Origin of the sequence: Pedobacter paludis (genome assembly GCF_003173575.1) — a bacterium.
Classification (GTDB): domain Bacteria; phylum Bacteroidota; class Bacteroidia; order Sphingobacteriales; family Sphingobacteriaceae; genus Pedobacter; species Pedobacter paludis.
On record NZ_QGNY01000006.1, the window covers coordinates 190,939 to 211,344 of the forward strand.

At 37.2% G+C, this 20,406-nt stretch carries 17 protein-coding genes; 3 read left to right on the forward strand and 14 right to left on the reverse strand.

Annotated features, from left to right (window positions below):
• Positions 1-48: 48 nt before the first annotated feature.
• The 3 genes from DF947_RS16950 to DF947_RS16960 all read right to left on the reverse strand — a co-directional run bounded on the left by DF947_RS16950 (position 49) and on the right by DF947_RS16960 (position 3,287).
• Positions 49-696 carry a DUF6498-containing protein gene (locus DF947_RS16950; protein ID WP_109931236.1) on the reverse strand — a complete coding sequence of 216 codons (648 nt, stop codon included), beginning with the start codon at positions 694-696 and terminating at the stop codon, positions 49-51.
• Positions 697-755: 59 nt separating this feature from the next.
• Positions 756-2,162 carry a D-alanyl-D-alanine carboxypeptidase/D-alanyl-D-alanine endopeptidase gene (dacB, locus tag DF947_RS16955; RefSeq protein WP_109931237.1) on the reverse strand — a complete coding sequence of 469 codons (1,407 nt, stop codon included), beginning with the start codon at positions 2,160-2,162 and terminating at the stop codon, positions 756-758.
• A gap of 135 nt (positions 2,163-2,297) precedes the next feature.
• On the reverse strand, positions 2,298-3,287 hold the full coding sequence (locus DF947_RS16960) for an aspartate-semialdehyde dehydrogenase (RefSeq protein WP_109931238.1): 990 nt from the start codon (positions 3,285-3,287) through the stop codon (positions 2,298-2,300).
• Between the two features lie 48 nt (positions 3,288-3,335).
• Between DF947_RS16960 and DF947_RS16965 the strand changes: the two genes are divergently transcribed.
• Complete coding sequence (locus DF947_RS16965) at positions 3,336-5,945, forward strand: lamin tail domain-containing protein (protein ID WP_109931239.1); 2,610 nt, start codon at positions 3,336-3,338, stop codon at positions 5,943-5,945.
• Between the two features lie 705 nt (positions 5,946-6,650).
• On the opposite strand, the gene DF947_RS16970 is transcribed toward DF947_RS16965, so the two are convergent.
• The 11 genes from DF947_RS16970 to DF947_RS17020 all read right to left on the reverse strand — a co-directional run bounded on the left by DF947_RS16970 (position 6,651) and on the right by DF947_RS17020 (position 18,052).
• Entirely contained in the window at positions 6,651-7,520 is an 870-nt protein-coding gene (locus DF947_RS16970; RefSeq protein ID WP_109931240.1) for a sugar phosphate isomerase/epimerase family protein, read from the reverse strand.
• Positions 7,521-7,527: 7 nt separating this feature from the next.
• Positions 7,528-8,400: a sugar phosphate isomerase/epimerase family protein gene (locus DF947_RS16975; protein ID WP_109931241.1), complete on the reverse strand. Its 873-nt coding sequence runs from the start codon at positions 8,398-8,400 to the stop codon at positions 7,528-7,530.
• A 10-nt stretch (positions 8,401-8,410) separates the two neighbouring features.
• The gene (locus tag DF947_RS16980) at positions 8,411-9,304 is read right to left on the reverse strand and encodes a hydroxypyruvate isomerase family protein (RefSeq protein ID WP_109931242.1); all 894 of its coding nucleotides are present in this window, start codon (positions 9,302-9,304) and stop codon (positions 8,411-8,413) included.
• Between the two features lies 1 nt (position 9,305).
• Positions 9,306-10,529 carry a nucleoside permease gene (locus DF947_RS16985; protein WP_109931243.1) on the reverse strand — a complete coding sequence of 408 codons (1,224 nt, stop codon included), beginning with the start codon at positions 10,527-10,529 and terminating at the stop codon, positions 9,306-9,308.
• A 155-nt stretch (positions 10,530-10,684) separates the two neighbouring features.
• Entirely contained in the window at positions 10,685-11,365 is a 681-nt protein-coding gene (locus tag DF947_RS16990; protein WP_109931244.1) for a 3-keto-disaccharide hydrolase, read from the reverse strand.
• Positions 11,366-11,480: 115 nt separating this feature from the next.
• Entirely contained in the window at positions 11,481-12,938 is a 1,458-nt protein-coding gene (locus tag DF947_RS16995; RefSeq protein WP_109931245.1) for a Gfo/Idh/MocA family protein, read from the reverse strand.
• 30 nt (positions 12,939-12,968) lie between these two features.
• Complete coding sequence (locus DF947_RS17000) at positions 12,969-13,349, reverse strand: c-type cytochrome (protein WP_109931246.1); 381 nt, start codon at positions 13,347-13,349, stop codon at positions 12,969-12,971.
• A gap of 97 nt (positions 13,350-13,446) precedes the next feature.
• Positions 13,447-14,499, reverse strand: a complete 1,053-nt coding sequence (locus tag DF947_RS17005) for a sugar phosphate isomerase/epimerase family protein (protein WP_109931247.1) — start codon at positions 14,497-14,499, stop codon at positions 13,447-13,449.
• Positions 14,500-14,505: 6 nt separating this feature from the next.
• Entirely contained in the window at positions 14,506-15,663 is a 1,158-nt protein-coding gene (locus DF947_RS17010) for a Gfo/Idh/MocA family protein (RefSeq protein ID WP_109931248.1), read from the reverse strand.
• Positions 15,664-15,742: 79 nt separating this feature from the next.
• Positions 15,743-17,443, reverse strand: a complete 1,701-nt coding sequence (locus DF947_RS17015; protein ID WP_109931249.1) for a GMC oxidoreductase — start codon at positions 17,441-17,443, stop codon at positions 15,743-15,745.
• Between the two features lie 24 nt (positions 17,444-17,467).
• Positions 17,468-18,052 carry a gluconate 2-dehydrogenase subunit 3 family protein gene (locus tag DF947_RS17020; protein ID WP_109931250.1) on the reverse strand — a complete coding sequence of 195 codons (585 nt, stop codon included), beginning with the start codon at positions 18,050-18,052 and terminating at the stop codon, positions 17,468-17,470.
• A gap of 321 nt (positions 18,053-18,373) precedes the next feature.
• Here DF947_RS17020 and DF947_RS17025 point away from each other — a divergent pair, with 321 nt between their 5' ends.
• Together DF947_RS17025 and DF947_RS17030 are read left to right on the forward strand one after the other, a co-directional pair.
• Positions 18,374-19,321, forward strand: a complete 948-nt coding sequence (locus tag DF947_RS17025) for an NAD-dependent epimerase/dehydratase family protein (protein WP_109931251.1) — start codon at positions 18,374-18,376, stop codon at positions 19,319-19,321.
• A 115-nt stretch (positions 19,322-19,436) separates the two neighbouring features.
• A complete protein-coding gene (locus DF947_RS17030) occupies positions 19,437-20,165 on the forward strand; it encodes a YebC/PmpR family DNA-binding transcriptional regulator (RefSeq protein WP_109931252.1) in 729 nt (242 codons plus the stop codon).
• The last annotated feature ends 241 nt before the right edge of the window (positions 20,166-20,406 follow it).

Consider the following 20,406-nt stretch of genomic DNA (forward strand, 5'->3'; position numbering starts at 1 on the left):
TTAATTTGGGCTAGTAAAATATTGGGGAATATGAGTAATAAAAATATTTTAATATGCCGTTTCGGCATTTGTATTATCATTTTTTTTAAGGGCATGTAAATCGAATAAAAATTTAATAATGATAAAGGGAAATATAATAGCAACCTGATTGTAAACCCCAAAAGATAGGTGGAAATATTCAAACTTGCCACTGGTTAAAAACCACATTACGCCACCAAATATGATAGATAAATGCAAAATAAAAATATTGCTGTTTATTGGTATAATCATGAAATCTTCTTTTTTCGCCTTATTTAAATCGATAAATAAATTAATGCTTTCGCGAAGAATGATAATTGAAACTGAAATATTGAAATAGATATCTTTAAAAAGAAATATCATCAAATTTCGGGTAAACTCATTTATGCTGGTATTTAGAAGACCATAAAACAGACCAAAAACAATTACTATAAAAATAGAATAAACAAACAGCATAAAAAAGCGTGCTCTAATCGCACTGTTTGCTGCTCTTGTGTCTATGCCAAGTGCTTTAAACCGCATTGATTTTATTGCAATAAATATATTTTTGATTACTTCATCCAGAAAAAATAAATAGATGATGAAAAATAAATTGGCCTGACCACTGAGTACAACATATAGCGAATATGCAGTAAATAACAATAAAGAAATGAGGTTGGTTAGCTTTGTGGTTCTCATTTTCAGCGCAATCTTAATCTTAAAATTAAGTAATAGGAATGAGTTTTAAACCATTTCGATTATTTTAACTCATCCAAAACCTTGAATAGCTTTTTGTTAATTCCACTTCCACTGTAATTATTGATGTTGATTACAATGATGTACTTATTGCCGGCAGAATCTGTATGGTAACCTGCGAATGCCGAAACATCGTTAATTGTTCCACTTTTAATTTTCATGCTATTATATTCTGGAAATGCCCTGTAATAATCTTCAAACCAACTTTCTTTTTGCGCCTGAAATAACACATTCGCCATTGCCGAAGTTGTAATCCGATCACCTGGAGATAACCCGCTTCCATCGATAATATTCAAGCCGCTTTTTTCGATGCCCTTATTAGCCCAGAAGTTAATTTCGGTTTCAGCGCCTTTTGAAGTTGTAGCTGGTTTTCCTGATTTTAATGCAATGGTTTTGAGCAAGGTTTCACCATATAAATTGATGCTCTTTTTTAAAAACCAATAGGTAATCTCGCTTAAAGGTGGCGAGCTGATTGTGCTTATTTTTTGAGTTACAGCAGGAATGGGTTGATTGTTTAAAGCCATTAATCTGCTTGTAGTAACGGGTTGATTGGTATTAATTCCAAGTCTTTTCAGCGTATCCTGCAAGCGGTAAGCACAATCAAAAGCAGGATCTGGCAATGCAACAGAAATTCCAGCTTTACCAATTCCTATGCCCCAACTTCCCCGCAAATAGGCAACATTACTATACGGTGGGAAAAATGCATAGCTTCGATCTCCTGTTCCGGCGCTTCCGGTTTTTAGCTCGTTTACAATTTGAATGTAAGGGGTTTCAGGGACCGCTTTAACAACTTTAACCTCATCCGTAGTGCTCGTACCTGGGCGTAAGTGAATATCGAACTGATTTTCTCTCCATGCCAGGCCAGATGTTCCTGCTCCGTAATAGTTTCCAATATCTTGCCATACCCAGCCTTCAGGGGTAGTTTGTGTTCCAAAAATTCTATCGTCTCCAATAATTGAACCCTCAATTTTTTTTATTCCTGCCGATTTTATTGCTGAAACCCATTGTGTTAAAACGGCATTTTCCTTATTCTGATATCGCCAGGAACCTAAAGTCGGGTCGCCACTCCCAATGATGATTAAATTTCCTTTCAAAGTTCCATCAGCAGTTATATTGCCTGTGTAAGCCAAAGTAGTTTGGAACTGATAATCCTTGCCCAGAATGCTAAAAGCTGTTGCGGCGGTTATGGTTTTCAGGGTTGAAGCGGTAGCTAAGCCAATCTGTTCGTTTTTTGCAAAAAGTGTTTTGCCGGTATTGGCATCTAAAACACAAAGTGAAGTAATGGCATGTTTAGTCTGCTCATCGTTTAATAAATTATTAAAGGCTTTTTCCAAATTTTGAATGCGGTTTTGGGCGAAACAGCTAACTGAAATAAGGATTAAGAATAGGGTAGGCTTTAAAAACTTCATCAGGTAAAATTAAAGGAAATAAAAAAAGTGATGTGTAACAAACACATCACTTTTTTAAATTTTATCGTCTCTCTGAATTTATATCAGCGTCTGAAATTTAAGATGCTGAACTGAATTCAGTATAATATATGATTGCTAAACCAATTCTTTCTGAATTAAGTATTCTGCAATTTGAACTGCGTTAGTTGCAGCGCCTTTACGCAGGTTATCGGCAACAATCCAAAGGTTTAAAGCTTTCGGAGCCGATTCATCTCTACGGATACGGCCTACAAAAACCTCGTCTTTTTCATGAGCATCTTTAGGCATTGGGTATTTTAAGTTTGCAACATCATCAACAACGATAATGCCTGGCGATTTTTCTAAAATACTGCGCACTTCTGCCAAATCGAAATCGTTTTCAAACTCGATGTTAACAGATTCTGAGTGACCACCCATAACTGGAATACGAACGGTAGTTGCAGTAACTTTAATGCTGTCATCGCTCATAATTTTATTCGTTTCCTTAACCATTTTCATTTCCTCTTTAGTGTATCCATTATCCATGAAAACATCAATATGAGGAAGTACGTTTAAATCGATTTCGTATGCATAAGCTTTTGGCCCATCAATACCTTTTCTTTCGTTCATTAATTGCTCAACCGCTTTAACACCCGTTCCGGTAACCGATTGGTAAGTAGAAACTACTACACGTTTAATTTTATATTTATCGTGCAAGGGTTTTAAAACTACAACCATTTGAATGGTAGAACAGTTCGGGTTTGCAATAATTTTATTATCAATAGAAAGCTCGTGCGCATTAACCTCCGGAACGATTAATTTAATCGCCGGGTCCATTCTCCATGCCGAAGAATTATCAATAACCGTTGTACCAGCTTCTTTAAAACGTGGTGCATGCTCTAGTGAAGTATTTCCTCCTGCAGAAAATAAAGCGATATCTGGTTTCATCCCGATTGCAGTATCCATGCTAACGATTGGGAACTTCTTACCCTTAAAAGTAATTTCCTTACCAACGCTCTTTTCTGATGCTACGGGAATTAACTCTGTTAAAGGGAAATTTCTTTCCTCCAATACTTTTAACATTACAGTGCCTACCAATCCGGTTGCACCTACTACTGCTACTTTCATTTTAAATTTTAATTATTATATTTATAAACATTTGATATAAGCCCAAATATGAAGAAAATTCTGCTTATATCCCTATTGTTATTTTCTAAAATTGCATTTTCCCAAGTTTCTGATTCATTTAATGATGGCGATTTCTCTCAAAATCCTGTCTGGAATGGCGATGCAAGCTACTTTCAAATTAATTCACTAAGCCAGTTGCAATCGAAAGGGCAACAACTTGCATCTCAAACAATTTCCCTCTCAACGGCAAATCAGCTCGGTTTAAATGCCAGTTGGGAGTTTTTGGTTCAGCTTAATTTTGATCCAACCACAACTAATTTTGTCCGCATTTATTTGACCTCTGATCGGGAAGATTTAAAAGGAAATCTGAACGGTTATTTTATACAGATAGGAGAGACTGGAGCAACGGATGGATTTCATTTGTACAGGCAAAACGGAACTTCGACAACAAGGATCATTACAGGACCGCAAAAAAACAGGGCGAATGCTAACGTTGTTTATGCAAAAATAAAAGTAACAAGAGATGCTTCCGGAAAATGGGACTTGTTTAGTGATCTGGCTGGTGGAACTAATTTCAACCTGGAAGGAAGTATTGTCGATAACACTATTACCTCTTCAGAATTTACTGGTGTTTATTGTAAATATGCCACAGCAAGCAGGTATAATCAATTTATTTTTGATGATTTTATAGTAGACGATCTTGTTCCTGATATCATACCGCCAAGCATAAAAAGTATTGTTGTTGTTAATCCGCTAGCTTTAGATGTTACGTTCTCCGAAGCTTTGGATTTGAATTCTGCTTCAACTTTAAGTAATTATTATTTATCAAATGGCTATGCTAATCCGGCAAATATTTCTGCAACGGCTTTCCCGAATGTGTATCGTTTAACTTTTTCAAAAGAATTTATTTCAGGTGATTATAGCTTGACGGTTAATAATGTAAAGGATAAAAAGGGGAACACAATAACACAAAATAGCAATTTGGGTTTTACATATATTAAGCCTTATGTAGCCAAGTATGGTGATGTTGTGATCAATGAAATTTTTGCAAATCCGACGGGAAATACTACTTTACCCCAAAAGGAATATGTGGAACTCTGGAATACCACGAACGAATATATCTTAACTCAAGGATGGAAATACAGCGATCAAACTTCAACCTATACGTTTTTAGTTGATACGATAAAGCCAAATCAGCATGTTGTTTTAACAGCAAAAGCTGATGAAACACTATTTAAACCGTTTGGGAAAACAATTGGACTTTCGCCATGGCCCAGCTTAAATAATGATAAGGACATTTTAACCTTAACGGATAACACAGGAAAAATAATTGATAAAATTGCCTATTATGATGCTTGGTATAAAGATGATGTAAAGAAAAAAGGTGGATATTCTTTAGAACTGATTGATCCAAAAAATATTTGTGGAGGGATACAAAATTGGTCTGCATCGGTTAATGTTTCTGGTGGAACTCCCAGTCAGCAGAATTCTGTTTTCCACGCTCAAATCAGCACAGAGATCCCAAAGTTATTGAGTGCGGGTATTATTGACAGCGTTACCGTTCAGATCTCGTATTCAAAATCGGTTGATAGCTTATCAGCTGTACAGCTTTCTAATTACTCCATAAATAATGCCATTGGGAATCCGATATCTGCAATTGTTCAAACTCCTTATTTTAATTCTGTAACGCTTAAGTTTTCAAATGAAATTGCCCGTGGAATTGAAAGCCTATTAACGGTAAATAACATAACAGATTGTGCAGGGAACGTAATCAGCTCTACCCAAAACTCAGCAAAATTATTTATTGCAAAAAAGATTGTTAAAGGGGATATTCTTATCTCGGAACTGTTGTTTAATCCCAGATTAGGCGGAGCTGATTTTGTTGAGATTTACAACCATACAGATCATGTTTTAGATTTAAAAGATTTGCAGTTGGCCACCGCAGACGGAAGTGGAAACCCTGCAAGTATCAAAAATATATCAACCAAAAATTTACTTATTCCATCTAAAACCTATTGGGTTATTACTATTAATGAAGCCAATATCAAACAAAATTACGAAACGAGGTTTCCATTGCAGTTTGTGCAGTTAGCAAGCTTGCCGGCATACAATAATGATAAAGGTTCAGTGATTTTGCTTAACAATGGTCAGGTTATCGATCAATTAAATTACAATGCCAAAATTCATCATCCACTCATTCAGAACGATGATGGAATCTCGATTGAAAGAGTTTCTTTTGATGTAGATACCAACGATCCGCATAATTTCAAATCAGCTGCATCTACGGTAGGTTTTGCAACACCCACTTACAAAAACTCACAGGAATCGAATGGAGGAGAAAGTTTTGTAAACCTCCAATCCAAAACTTTTTCTCCAGATGGCGATGGATTTGAAGATGTATTGATGCTGGATTATCAGCTTGCAGAAAAGGCTAGTCTGGCGACAATTAGTGTATTTTCCGATAAAGGGAGACTGGTTCGAAAACTTTTAAAAAATCAGACCATTGCAACTAAAGGTAGTTTAACATGGGATGGTTTGGGTGATCGGGGAGAGACTTGTGGAATTGGAATCTATGTTGTTTTGTTTGATGTTTTCGATTTAAATGGAAATACAAAAAGATTTAAAAATACCTGTGTACTGGCAGGTAAACTGAATTAAATCAATTCTGTCATTTCGACCGTAGTGGAGAATCTTTGAAGTTTGTCAGTTCAAAGATCTCTCTGTTTCGCTGGCGCTCCAGTCGAGATGACGATATATTTAAGTGAGGTAAACTGAATCAATTCCGTCATTTCGACCGTAATGGAGAAATCTTTGAAGTTTGTCAATTCAAAGATCTCTCTGTTTCGCTGGCGCTCCAGTCGAGATGACGATATATTTAAGTGAGGTAAACTGAATTAAATCAATTCCGTCATTTCGACAGTAGTGGAGAAATCTTTGAAGGTTTCTTTGTTCAGAGATCTTTCTGTTTCGCTGGCGCTCCAGTCGAGATAACGATATATTTAAGTGAGGTAAACTAAATCAATTCCGTCATTTCAACCGTAATGGAGAAATCTTTGAAGTTTGTCAGTTCAACGATCTCTCCGTTCGCTGGCGCTCCAGTCGAGATGACGATATATTTAAGTGAGGTAAACTGAATTAAATCAATTCCGTCATTTCGACCGTGTGGAGAAATCTTTGTAGGTTTCTTTGTTCAAAGATCTCTCCATTTCGCTGGCGCTCCAGTCGAGATGACGATATATTTAAGTGAGGTAAACTGAATTAAATCAATTCCGTCATTTCGACCGTAGTGGAGAAATCTTTGAAGGTTGTCAGTTCAAATATCTCTCTGTTTCGCTGACGCTCCAGTCGAGATGACGAAAGAAATTATATCAAATTAGCTTTAATGTAATCGCAACTTGATTTTATAGATCCAATTGGATCAGGATAATAATTATTTTCGTGCTCAACAAAGAAATGTTGCATTCCAGATTCTTTTGCCTTTGCAAATATGGCTTTAAAATCAATCGAACCTTTACCAACTTCGGTATTCAGTTCGGGTTTTGTTTTATCCATATCTTTAACATGCCACATTGGGAAACGACCTGGATGGGCAGAAATTAAGGTCAACGGATCATTACCTGAACGAACAACCCAATATAAATCCATTTCAAAGCCAACCAGATTTTTATCGCTTTCGTTTAAGTAAACATTATATCCTGTGGTATCGCCAATTTTCTTGAATTCAAAATCGTGGTTGTGATAAGCAAATTTTAAACCCGACGCTTTGGCGAATTCAGCAGCTTTATTAAAGGCAAGCGCTGTACTTTTAAACCCATCTGCACCTTTAGAGGTATCTACATGTGCACCTGCAATTGTAAAATATTTTCCTCCGATTGTAGCGCAAGCTTCAATGTCGGCCTTTAAGCCATCACTGTTTCCGGTTTTAATAAAATCATCCATTCCATAATGCCCACTTGGTGCCTTTAAGCCATTAGAACTTAATAAAGCCTTAAATTCTTTAGGTGTTAATCCCCAAAACTTTCCATCCGAATAGCCATAGGTTTCAACCTCTTTGTAGCCTGCTTGAGCTACCTTTTCAATTATGCCCCTAACATCCTTAGGTAATTGATCCCTTAGGGTATATAGCTGTAAACCAACATTTTTATTCACTTTATCAAAGGCTAATGATGGAACAATTAAGGTAGCGCCCGCTACCAATCCAACTTGTTTAATAAACGTTCTTCTTGAGTTCATGGCAATTTTAAATCAGTTCTTTTTTAACGTAAGCACAACTTGCTGTAACAGATCCAATTGGGTTAGGCTTGTAATTGGTTTCATGCTCAACAAAGAAATGTTTCATTCCAGAAAGTTTGGCTTCAGCAAAAATGGCTTTGAAATTAATCGAGCCTGTTCCAACTTCTGCATTTAAATCTGGGTTTGATTTGTCCATGTCCTTAACGTGCCACATGGTAAAACGGCCTGGGTTTTCTTTAAACAGTTTTAGTGGATCATTTCCCGATCGAACAACCCAGTATAAATCCAGTTCAAAATCAACTAGTTCTTTGTCTGTTTCTTTTAATAGAATTTCGTAACCTGTGGTATCGCCTTGCTTTTCAAACTCAAAATTATGGTTATGATAGGCCAACCTTAAGCCAGCATCTTTACACATTTTGCCTGCAACATTTATTTTACTGGCAAGTTTTTTATAGTCTTCTGCATTTGTTCTCACACTTGGATCTAACCATGGAATGGTTACATATTCGCTTTCCAAAACTTTCGCTGCTGCAATTGCTGCTTTCAATTCATCAGTATTTCCATCTGATAAATATGTACCTAAGCCGTAATGACCACTAACTGCCTTTAAGCCATTGGCATCCAATAGTTTCTTAAAATCGCTTGGCGAAAATCCCCAGAACTGATCTTTGATAGAGAAGCCATAAGTTTCAACTTCTGAAAAACCTGCTTTAGCAACTTTCTCAATGGTTTCTTTTACACCCTTCGGAAGCTCATCTCTAAGAGAATAAAGCTGTAAACCAACAACTTTTTTGCTGGCAACGCAAGCAAAAGATGGAATTAGAAGCGCTGCGGCTGTAGCCATGCTGCTGCTTATTAAAAAACTTCTTCTTGATAACATAAAGGGGTTTTTAAATATCACAAATTGAAATTGCCTTTTTTAAGGAGGCTAATTCATCTTCGTTTTTGGGTATAAATTCTTGTGCAACGAAACCTTTAAAGCCCGTTTCGGCAATGGCTTTCATTATGGCTGGATAATTCAGTTCCTGAGTATCATCAATTTCATTTCTACCTGGAACACCAGCGGTATGATAATGGGCAATATACTGATGATTTTCTTTAATTGTGCTAATTACATTACCCTCATCAATTTGCATGTGGTAAATGTCGTAAAGGAGTTTAAAATTCTCTGAACCTAAACGCTTGCAAAGTTCTACACCCCACGGTGTATTATCGCATTGGTAATCTTTGTGATTAACCTTACTGTTTAAAAGTTCCATAACCAGTACAACCTTGTGTTTTTCTGCCAATGGAAGAAGTTGTTTTAAACCTTCAACACAATTTGACCAACCGGTTTCATCATCTTTACCTCTACGATTTCCGCTGAAGCAGATTAAATTTTTATAGCCTGCCTCGGCAACCAAGGGAATCATTTCCAAATAGTTTTTGATCAATGTTTTATGAAATTTTTTATCATTAAAACCATCAACCAAATTAATTTCTGCACCATTGCACATGGTTGATTCCAAGCCGTGCTTTTTCAAAGTTGGCCAGTCTTTAGGTCCTACAAGATCAATTCCTTTTAATCCGATTTTTTTTGCTTCGGTACAAAGTGTTTCAACATCGAAGCTACTAAAGCACCATCTACAAACTGAATGATTTATATTGCCTTTTAGTTTACCAGAAATCGATTTTGGTTCTTTTTTATCCATTGCCAAAGCAGAAAAACCAGAAGAAACACCCATCGCAGCGGTTCCTGCGATGATGTTTTTTAAGGCGTTTCTTCTGTTTAAGTTCGAAGACATTTTATAGGGTATTTGCTTCTATTTCTGTTTTGGTTTTATTATTATCTTTAAAAAATAAAATAAATAATATAGCCACTGCTCCGGCAATTGCAGCTGGAATAAGCCATATTGCATACCAATTATGAGTGCCACTTATAGAATATTTGTTAACGACCATACCGGATATAATAGACCCGATTAACATTCCAACTCCATATGTTGCCAATGTAATAAAACCCTGTGCAGCACTTTTGAACTTTTCTCCAGCAAGCCTGTCCGTGTAAATTTGACCAGTCACAAAGAAGAAATCGTAACAAATTCCATGCAGTACAATGCCACCAATTAGCATCCAATAATTACTTTCTGCATTACCAAACGCAAAAAATAAATACCTAACAACCCAGGCTATCATTCCTATCGCAAGCATTTTCTTAACGCCCAATCGAGCAAAGAACAATGGCATTAAAAGCATAAATAAAGTTTCTGAAACTTGACCAAGAGATTGTACTCCTGCTGCTTTTTTCATCCCCACCTCATTTAGAAATGGATTTGTAAAGTTATAATAGAAGGCTAGTGGAACGCAAATTGCCACGGATGCAATAAAAAATAAAAGGTAAGATTTGTTTTTTAATAATCCAATTGCGTCTAAACCTAATATATCTCCAATGGAAGTTTTTTCGCCCTTTTTAATCGGAGGCGTATTCGGAAGGAAAAAACTGAAAATTCCTAATGCAATTGAAGCAATTGAAGCAGTTTTAAATGTTAATATTAAATTGCCTGATTGTTCCCAATTCAACCATCCAATTATTAATCCTGCTATTATCCAGCCAATAGTACCGAAGACCCTTATTGAAGGAAACTCTTTCCCTGGATCTTTTAGTTGCTTGAATGAAATAGAATTAACCAAAGCAAGCGTTGGCATAAATGCGATCATATAGCCCAGTATAAAAGGAAAAAATGCATCAAAATTTAGTGATGTTCCTGCAATCCACAAAAGTACTCCACCTACAAGATGTAAGACACCTAATACTTTTTGAGCAGAAAAAAATTTGTCAGCGATTAAACCAATAATAAATGGGGCAATAATTGCGCCTAAGGATTGTGTACTGTAGGCAGAACCAATTTGAACATCATTGGATAATAAGTTTTTTCCAAGGAAAGTTCCCATTGTAACAAACCATGCGCCCCAGATAAAAAATTCTAGAAACATCATGGTAGAGAGCTTAAAGCGAGTTGTGGTATTCATTTGGTTAGAGGTTATGTAAGATGTAATAGGTAAGAAGGATGATGGATTTTGTGACCACAAACATCTCACACGATTAATTTTATTTATTTACAATAGTTTGTAAGAGGGCCTTAGTAATTCACATTATACATTTTCCCTCTTACATTTTCCATTATTTATAGTTCTTTTATTGAGATGTTTTTGTACCAAACCTCATCACCATGATCCTGCAAAGCGATTTTACCGGTTTTAAATATTCCCCAATCTTTCCACGTTGCAAACTTACTTGCCGCAACAATTCCTTTCCAGTTTTCATCCCAAAGGGTAGTTTGTACAACCGTTACACCATTTAAAATTAAGGTTAGTTTACCTTTTTTACTAATGATTTCTGCTTTATTCCACTCACCAACAGGTTTTACCGGTTCAGAAGAACTTTTTACCAAGTCATACAGGTCACCAGCACGGTGTTTTGGGAATTTTCCATCTGGATGCCCGTCATTATCAATAACCTGCATTTCTAAACCTGTAGAGTAAGTAGCGCCATATTTTGGTTCTTCGTGAACGTAAAAAATTAATCCGCTATTAGCCTTTGGAGCAACTTTCCACTCGTATTTTAAGTGAAAATCTCCGTATTCTTTATCGGTAACTAAATCGCCACCACCATCTTTGCCTTTGGTTGCCAAATCTAAGTGAAGTGCACCATCTTGAACTTGCCAGGCACTGCCAACGGATGTTTTGTTATACGTATGCCAACCTGTTGTGGTTTTGCCATCAAATAAGGGCTTAAAACCTTTTTGAGCTTTTGTTATTTGTGTTACTGCTAATAGGATGCAAGCAGAAAGAATGATTTTTTTCATTTTGTTTCATTTGTCGTCATTGCGAGGTACGAAGCAATCTTAATGCAGAAGATTTTCTGAACCTTTTGCCCGTTGTGGGATTGCTTGGTAACTGGCAATGAAGAATATTTATTAATTAAAGAGTTAAGTTGTTCCAGCCCTTGCGGTATTCTCGTTTAACAAATTGGTTTGCTTCGTCAAAGTTGGTTACTTTCATGTTGTCGTTATCCCAAAGCATTTTTGTATATCTGCCTGGGTACGTTGTTTTACCACCAACTGTTTTTTGAATATCGAAACTTCTAATGGCCAAGTTTGCCATCAATAACGCCTCTGTTAATGGACCGGCAATTTCAAATGGCGAGCTTACTTCTTGTTTGCCGTAACCAGCAATTGCAGCCTCTACCCATTGTTTGTAGTGTCCGTTAGCACCGTCAGGTACGCGAGCATATTTTGGTGCAACTTTAATGTCTTTATTTTTGCTTAAAGGCAATAATTTAGGATTTGCGCTATAAGTTTCAGACATCATTTTGCCTTTTGTACCAATAAATAATGTTCCGTTTCCACCATCGCCAAAAGTTTCATTTGCTTCTAATTCTTCCGGGCGTTCAGGTTGAATTCCACCGTCCATCCAATGTAAAGTCACATCGCCTTTGGTTTTATTTGTTTTAGGGAATTTTAAGGTTACATGGCTTGATGGAGGGCAACTTTCTGGGAAATAGCCTCGTTTAAATTCATCAACATAAACAGAACCCACACTTGCTTCTACCTCTTTGGCATATTTTAAATTTAATACACTAAAAGGCGCTTCAATTAGGTGGCACCCCATATCTCCAAGTGCACCTGTTCCATAATCCCACCAGCCACGCCAGTTAAAAGGAACCAATTTATCAACAAAATCTTTCTCGGGAGCTGTACCCAACCATAAATTCCAGTCTAATTCTTTAGGAATTTCTGCTTTTTTACTCGGCCATGGAATGCCTTGAGGCCAAACCGGGCGGTTGGTCCAGGCGTAAACAGTATGTACGTCGCCAATTAAGCCAGCTTCGTACCACTCTTTCATTTGTCTTGGCCCATCGTTAGATGCACCCTGATTTCCCATTTGGGTAACTACTTTATATTTTTTTGCGGCAGCCGTTAAAATTCGGGCCTCATAAATATCGTGGGTTAACGGTTTTTGAACATAAACATGTTTTCCTAACTGCATGGCCGCCAAGGCTATAATGGCATGATTATGATCGGGTGTAGAAACAGAAACAGCATCAATGTTTTTGTGCTCCTTATCTAGCAATTCACGCCAGTCTTTGTAATATTTTGCCTTTGGAAAAGCTTTTACACTGTTAGCTGCTCGGCGATCATCTACATCGCACAAAAATGCGATGTCTGCTTTCCCGCTTTTAGCGAACATAGAAATATCACTTTCTCCTTTACCTCCAGCACCAATACCGGCAACTAAAAGGCGATCGCTAGGTGCTAAAAAGCCTTTTCCACCCAAAACATGGCGTGGAACAATCATAAATGCAGCGGCTGCGATTGCGCTGGTTTTAATAAAATCGCGGCGGTTACTCGCGTTTTTATTTTCTTGCTCTGTTTTCATTTTAGTAGTTGAGATTTGAAACTAATTATCTTATTTTTTTAATGATAAAATATATTTCACCATTAGTTTTGCATCGTCTTTTTTAACGGTTGGGTGCGCTGTCATTGGCATTGTACCCCAAACACCTGTTCCGCCTTTGATAATTTTATCTGCCAAAGTATTGATGTTTTTTTCTGTTGCCGGATATTTTTTTGCAACATCTACATAAGCCGGACCGATAATTTTATTGGTTTTATTGTGGCAACCCATGCAATCCGATTTGTTAATTAATTTCTCGCCAGCACTCATTTGAAAAGCATGGCTTTTTAAGGTTGCAGCAGCAACAGTTGTCTTTTCTTTTGCTAAATCTGCTTTGGTGAAGGATGCCATAAAAATGACTACAGCCCCTAAGATTAAAAATGTTTTTTTCATGTGTTTTGTAGTTTTTAAAGAATTCAGTCTACTAAATCGTTTTATATAAATAACTCCATTTAGTAGATTTTCATTGTGGTGTGTGTTTTATTTAATTTTATAAACCTAATATTTTTTTGTTAAAATCGCTATCACTTCCTGATGCTGCAAAATCATCAAAAGCTTTGTCTGTTACCTTTATGATGTGATTTTTAATAAACTCTGAGCCTTCTCTAGCACCATCCTGTTGATTTTTAATGCAACATTCCCACTCCATAACTGCCCAGCCTTTAAAATCATATTGAGCCAATTTACTAAAAATGGTTTTAAAATCAACCTGTCCATCTCCTGGAGAACGATAACGGCCAGCACGATTTGCCCAGCTTTGATAACCTCCAAAAGTGCCCTGCTTGCCTGTAGGGTTAAATTCTGCATCTTTAACATGGAAAGCTTTAATTCTTTCGTGGTAAAAATCGATGTATTGAATGTAATCTAATTGTTGCAACACAAAGTGAGATGGATCATACAATAAGCACGCCCGAGGATGATTATTAACGGCTTTTAAAAACATTTCGTAAGTTTCTCCGTCGAATAAATCCTCACCTGGATGAATTTCATAGCAAACATCTACACCGCATTGATCAAACTCGTTCAAAATTGGCATCCAACGTTTTGCCAGTTCTGCAAATCCTTCTTCTACCAAACCTTGCGGGCGTTGTGGCCAGGGATGAAAATATTGCCATAATAATGAACCACTAAAAGTTGCGTGGGCATTTAAACCCAAGTTTTGTGATGCCTTTGCTGCATATTTCATTTGCTGAACAGCCCATTCTGTTCTGGCTTTTGGGTTTTTATGAACTTCTTTTGGTGCAAATGCATCAAATAAATCATCGTATGCAGGGTGTACAGCAACCAACTGACCTTGAAGGTGCGTAGAAAGTTCTGTAATTTCTAATCCGTAAGATGCGATTTTGCCTTTTAATTCGTCTGCATAGGTTTTGCTTTCGGCAACTTTTTGCAAGTCGATAAATCTAGCATCCAAAGTTGGCATTTGAATGCCTTTGAAACCTAAATCGGCTGCCCATTTACAGATATTATCCAATGAGTTAAACGGTGCTTCATCACTGATGAACTGAGCTAGAAAAACCGCTGGTCCTTTTATAGTTGTCATTGTTTATTAAATTTTATAATCTGTCCATTTCTGATCTGACTGACTAGAAGCCACTACATTTTCAATAAAGGCCATTCCTCTAATTCCGTCATCAGCATTAGGAAAATCTAACATTTCAGCTGTCGGCGTTTCGTTATTTAGTTTAGCATCAACAGTTAGGGCGAAGTTTTTATAAATATTTGCAAAGGCTTCCAAATATCCTTCGGGATGACCCCCGGGCGTTCTGGTATTGTGCTGAGCGAAACTGCCCATGTAGCCATTACCTGTTCTGTAGATCTGAGCGGGCGCATTAGACCATTTTACAATTAAGGTATTCGGTTCCATTTGGTGCCATTCCATGCCGCCTTTTTCTCCATAAACCTTAATTTTTAAGGCATTTTCTTCACCAGCTGCAATTTGCGAAGCAACCAAAACACCGTTTGATCCATTATCAAATTTCAAGAGCACATTTCCATCATCGTCTATTGCTCTTCCCGGAACAACAATATTTAAATCTGCACAGATTTTTGAGATTTTTAATCCAGAAATGTATTCCGCTAAATGAGCTGCATGTGTACCGATATCGCCCATGCTTCCGCTTTTTCCGGTTTTTGCAGGATCTGTACGCCAAGCAGCCTGTGCATTTCCTTCGCGTTCTGATAAGGTACTTAACCAACCTTGTGGATATTCAACCATTATTTTTCTGATCGATCCTAGTAAACCTTCGCTAACCATTTGCCTGGCCTGTTTAACCATTGGATAACCAGAATAAGTATGCGTTAAACAAAGTGTGAGTCCAGTTTCATCAACTTTGGCTTTTAATTGTTTTGCTTCGTCTAAAGTTAAAGTCATTGGCTTTTCAATTACCACATTAAAACCTTTATCAAGCGCCATCATTGCTGGCGCAAAGTGGGCAAAGTTTGGAGTAACAATGGTTACGAAATCAATTCTTTCTTCGGCTGGCAACTCACTTTCTTTAGTGAGCATTTCTTCGTAATTTTTGTAGATTTTGTGATCTGGGAGAAAAAGAAGTTTTCCAGATTCATAGCCAACTTCGGGGTTTACGCTTAAGGCACCTGCATTAAGTTCAATTAAACCATCCATGTTAGCAGCTAAACGATGTACGGCACCAATAAAAGCGTCTTTTCCGCCGCCTATCATGCCCATTCTCAATTTTCTTCTCATTTTTATAAAAGGGATGAGGCGTAAGTGTAGGACTTAGGGTTATTCCCCTCATGCCATAATCTTACGCCTTTTACCTCATCTAGATGTTGTTTTTCTTTAATTCTTTAACCGCATAATCACATGCACGAGCGGTTAAAGCCATGAATGTTAATGACGGATTTTGACAGGCGATTGATGGCATACACGATCCATCGGTAACGAAAACGTTTTTAACCTCGTGCATTTGGTTCCATTTATTCAGAACTGAAGTTTTAGGATCGTTACCCATTCTTGCTGTTCCCTGTTCGTGAATGGCCATACCCGGATAACAACCATTATCATACGTTTTAACATTTTTCATGCCTGCTGCCTCCAACATTTCGGCTGCATCATTCATCATGTCTACACGCATTTTCTTCTCGTTTTCTTTGTATTCGCAATCAATTGCCAATACCGGCTGGCCCCATTTATCTTTTTTGGTTTTATCGATGTAAACTCTGTTTTCATAATACGGCAGCATTTCTCCGAAACCGCCTAAACCCATTGTCCATTTGCCCGGTTTGGTCATTTTTTCTTTCAAACCAGCGCCGAACGATAGTTCTGCAACATCGTTTTGCCAATTGCTTCTGCTTGCCCCACCTTGATAACCGAAACCACGTAAATATTCACGTTTATCGTTATTTACATTTTGATAACGCGGAACGTAGATTCCGTTTGCACGGCGACCGTAAGTATATTTATCATCAAAACCCTCAGCCTCACCAGATGCGCCGCAACGGAAATGGTGATCCATTAGGTTGTGACCCAGCTGACCACTACCGTTTCCTAAACCATTAGGATGAGCCTCGGAAGTAGAATTTAACAATACAAAAGTAGAACCTAAGGTAGAACCGTTTACGAAAACGATTTTGGCATAAAATTCCATTTCTTTATTGGTTTCCGCATCGATAACCATTACACCTTTTGCCTTTTTGGTATCCTTATCGTAAATGATATGATTCACGATAGAATAAGGTCTAACGGTAAGTCTTTTGGTAGCCATTGCAGCTGGAAGGGTAGAGGATTGTGTGCTGAAATAAGCGCCAAAAGGACAACCACGGCTACACAAATTTCTGTATTGACAATTTCCACGGCCTTTATGCGGAACGGTTAAGTTTGCAGTACGGCCAATCATCATTATACGCTCTTTTTTGTAGTGTTCTTCTATACGGGCTTTAACCGATTTTTCCACCACGTTTAAATCCATTGGAGGAAGAAATTGTCCATCAGGACATAATGGCCAGTTTTCTTTAGAGCCACTAATTCCTGCAAATCGCTCTGCATAATCATACCATGGAGAAAGCTCTGCATAACGAATGGGCCAATCGGTTCCATGTCCATCTTTTGCATTGTCTTCAAAATTATGGTCACTAAAACGGTAACTCTGGCGACCCCACATCAGCGATTTTCCACCCACATGAAATCCACGATACCAATCAAAGCGTTTATCTTCTGTGTAAGGACATTCCAGATCGTTTACCCACCATTTCTCGTTCGCTTCCTGATATGGATAATCCCTTTTTTGTACAGGGTGCGTACGCTTTTGTTCTTCTGTTAATTTACCGGCATGCTTAAACTCCCAGGGACTTTTCATCGCTGTTTCGTAACCCGTGATGTGCTCGATATTCATTCCTCTTTCGAGCATAATCACACGCAATCCCTTTTCTGTAAGCTCTTTTGCGGCCCAGCCACCACTAATTCCCGATCCTATAACAATAGCATCGTAGGTATTTTCTTCTTTTAAATTTATATTTAAATTCATGATGTTTTGTCGTTGTAGTTTAAACTAGGTTGCCCAAGATTTTTGTCCGGGTTTTAATTTAGTATTCCCATCATATCGCCCAGGAACGAGCACATACTCACGGGCTTTGGTACAACCAATTTCTGATGAATAATAACCTAGCAAAGTTAAATCTCTAGCGGTTGTAAAGAAGTAAACTAAATCTTTATTCTCTTCGGATTTGGTTTCCTTTTGAGCTAAAGAAATTGCCCTCAAATCGATCATCAATTTTGTTCTTTCTGCCGGAGTTAGTTCCAGATATTTCTTGCTAAAATCTTTCTCTGATTTGGCCTGTAAATCTTTGAAGCCCTGAGCAAAAGATTCTTGCATTTTTGCAGGGTAGCAATCTTGCATCATCATCGGAATAAATTTTCCTAATCCAGCAGCCTTGGCACCAGCCGATGATTTGGTGGTTGGTACAATAACATCAGCAAATTCGGCAAAGATTTTTTCATCCTGCAAAGAATAGGATACGAAGTTTTTTTCGTTTTCAGGGAGCGTAAAACTTTCAAATAAAACGCCCATTGTACTTGCGGAGATTGCTCCTCCAAGCAAGAAAGCGACGTTTTTGAGTGCTTCTCTTCTGTGCATCGTTTTTATGTATTTATATATTGGTTGTCATTGTGTTTAATAGGTAATATTAGAAAAAATAAGCCATAATTTTTAACTCTTATGGGTTAATTTATTAGTCTGCAATGCGATTGTTACCGAATAGAATTATTCTAAATAAATGAGGTGCGCTAAGTTTGGAATATTACTAAAACGTTTTCGTAAAATTTTTATTTATAGAACAATCGTTTGATCGAACCGGATAATTGCTTTTTTTATTTTTGAAAACATTGCCAAATATTCCGCAGGTTTGTTAAAGATTTTATGCCATTTTTTTACCTTTGCTCATTCTCTAAAAATACTATGCAGGAAAAAATTGTTGTTTTGGGCTCTAACGGGCAAATCGGTACCGAGCTGGTTACGATGTTACGTAAAATATATGGCGATGATCATGTAGTTGCATGCGATATTCGTAGGCCGGATTATGACATTAAAAATTCAGCTCCATTCGAATTTGTAAACGTGTTGGATAAGGAGATGATTAAAGGGATCTTTCAAAAATATAAGCCTACTCAAGTTTATCTTTTGGCTGCATTGTTATCTGCAACAGGAGAGCAAAATCCAAAATTAGCTTGGGATTTAAATATGAACGGTTTGCTCAATGTGCTCGATCTTGCCCTAGAATACAAAACCGCAAAAGTATATTGGCCAAGCTCCATCGCTGTTTTTGGTCCAAATTCTCCAAAAGACAATACTTCGCAATATTGTATTATGGATCCAAATACGGTATATGGAATTAGTAAATTGGCTGGAGAAAGATGGTGCGAATATTACAATCAAAAATATGGTTTAGATGTTCGAAGTATCCGTTACCCAGGATTAATTAGCTGGAAAGCAGCGCCAGGTGGTGGAACTACCGATTATGCAATTCATATTTTTCATGATGCATTAAAAAAGGGAAGTTATCAGAGTTTCTTAAATGCAGATACTGAATTGCCGATGATGTATATGGATGACGCCATTCGAGGAACGATTGAATTGATGGATGCACCTGCAGATCAAATTTCTGTTCGGAGCAGCTATAACTTTGGTGGCGTTAGTTTTACTCCAGAAGTTTTAGCGGCAGAAATCAGAAAACATATTCCAAATTTTACTTTATCTTACACAGCTGAAAATGATCCACGCCAGCAAATTGCAAATAGCTGGCCTCGTTCTATCGATGACAGTTATGCAACTAAAGATTGGAATTGGAAACCAGAGTTCGATTTATCGAAACTCACAATAGACATGTTAAATAATTTAAAAAAATAAAAAGAGTAAAATTGGTTAACTGTTTAGTCGGTTAATCGTTATTAAGTATCAGTTAAACGGTTTAAGCAATTTGAACAATTAACCCTTCTTAATAATAAATACTTAATACTAAAAAATGGGAAGAGCATTCGAATTTAGAAAAGAAAGAAAATTTAAGCGTTGGGCCAAAATGGCGGTTCAGTTTACGCGTATAGGCAAAGATATTGTAATGGCGGTTAAGGAATCTGGGCCTCATCCAGAAACCAACTCGCGTTTACGCACTGCAATGCAAAATGCTAAAGCTGTAAACATGCCTAAAGATAGGGTAGAGGCTGCAATAAAACGTGCTTCTGATAAATCTATGGCGAATTATGAGGAAATTGTTTACGAAGGTTACGCCCCTCATGGTGTTGCCGTTTTAATTGAAACCGCTACAGATAATACCAACCGTACAGTGGCTAACGTAAGAAGCTACTTTAATAAAACAGACGGATCGCTTGGTAAAACAGGATCTTTGGATTTTGTTTTCAACCGTAAATCAATTTTCCGTTTTGTGCCTGTTGATGGTTTGGATTTGGAAGAGCTGGAATTCGAATTGATCGACGCTGGTTTGGAAGAATTGTATGTAGAGGCAGATGAAGAAGGAAATGATATTGTAGTAGCGCAAGGTACTTTTGAAAACTTCGGACCTTTACAAAAGGCTTTGGAAGAGAAAGGAATTGAACTGAAAAGCTCTAAATTAGAGCGCATCGCACTTTCTCATCACGAAGTTACAGAAGAACAAGCTCTGGATGTTTTAAAACTGATTGATAAGTTGGAGGAAGACGATGATGTTCAGGCGGTTTATCATAACATGGCTGAATAGAATTAATTGAATATTTTTAAAAAGGCTTGAGGATTTTTTCTCAAGCCTTTTTTGTTTTAAACCTCGTAGGTTTTTAAAACCTACGAGGTTTGATTTGAACAGCAAATTATTTAAGTTTAAATATGATTAATGCTCTTCAACTTGAACACGGATGTTTTTACCACATCTACAATCGCGGAAATAACAGTGAGGTTATCTTTAAGGAAGAGGAGAATTTTCTGTACTTTTTGATATTATTAAA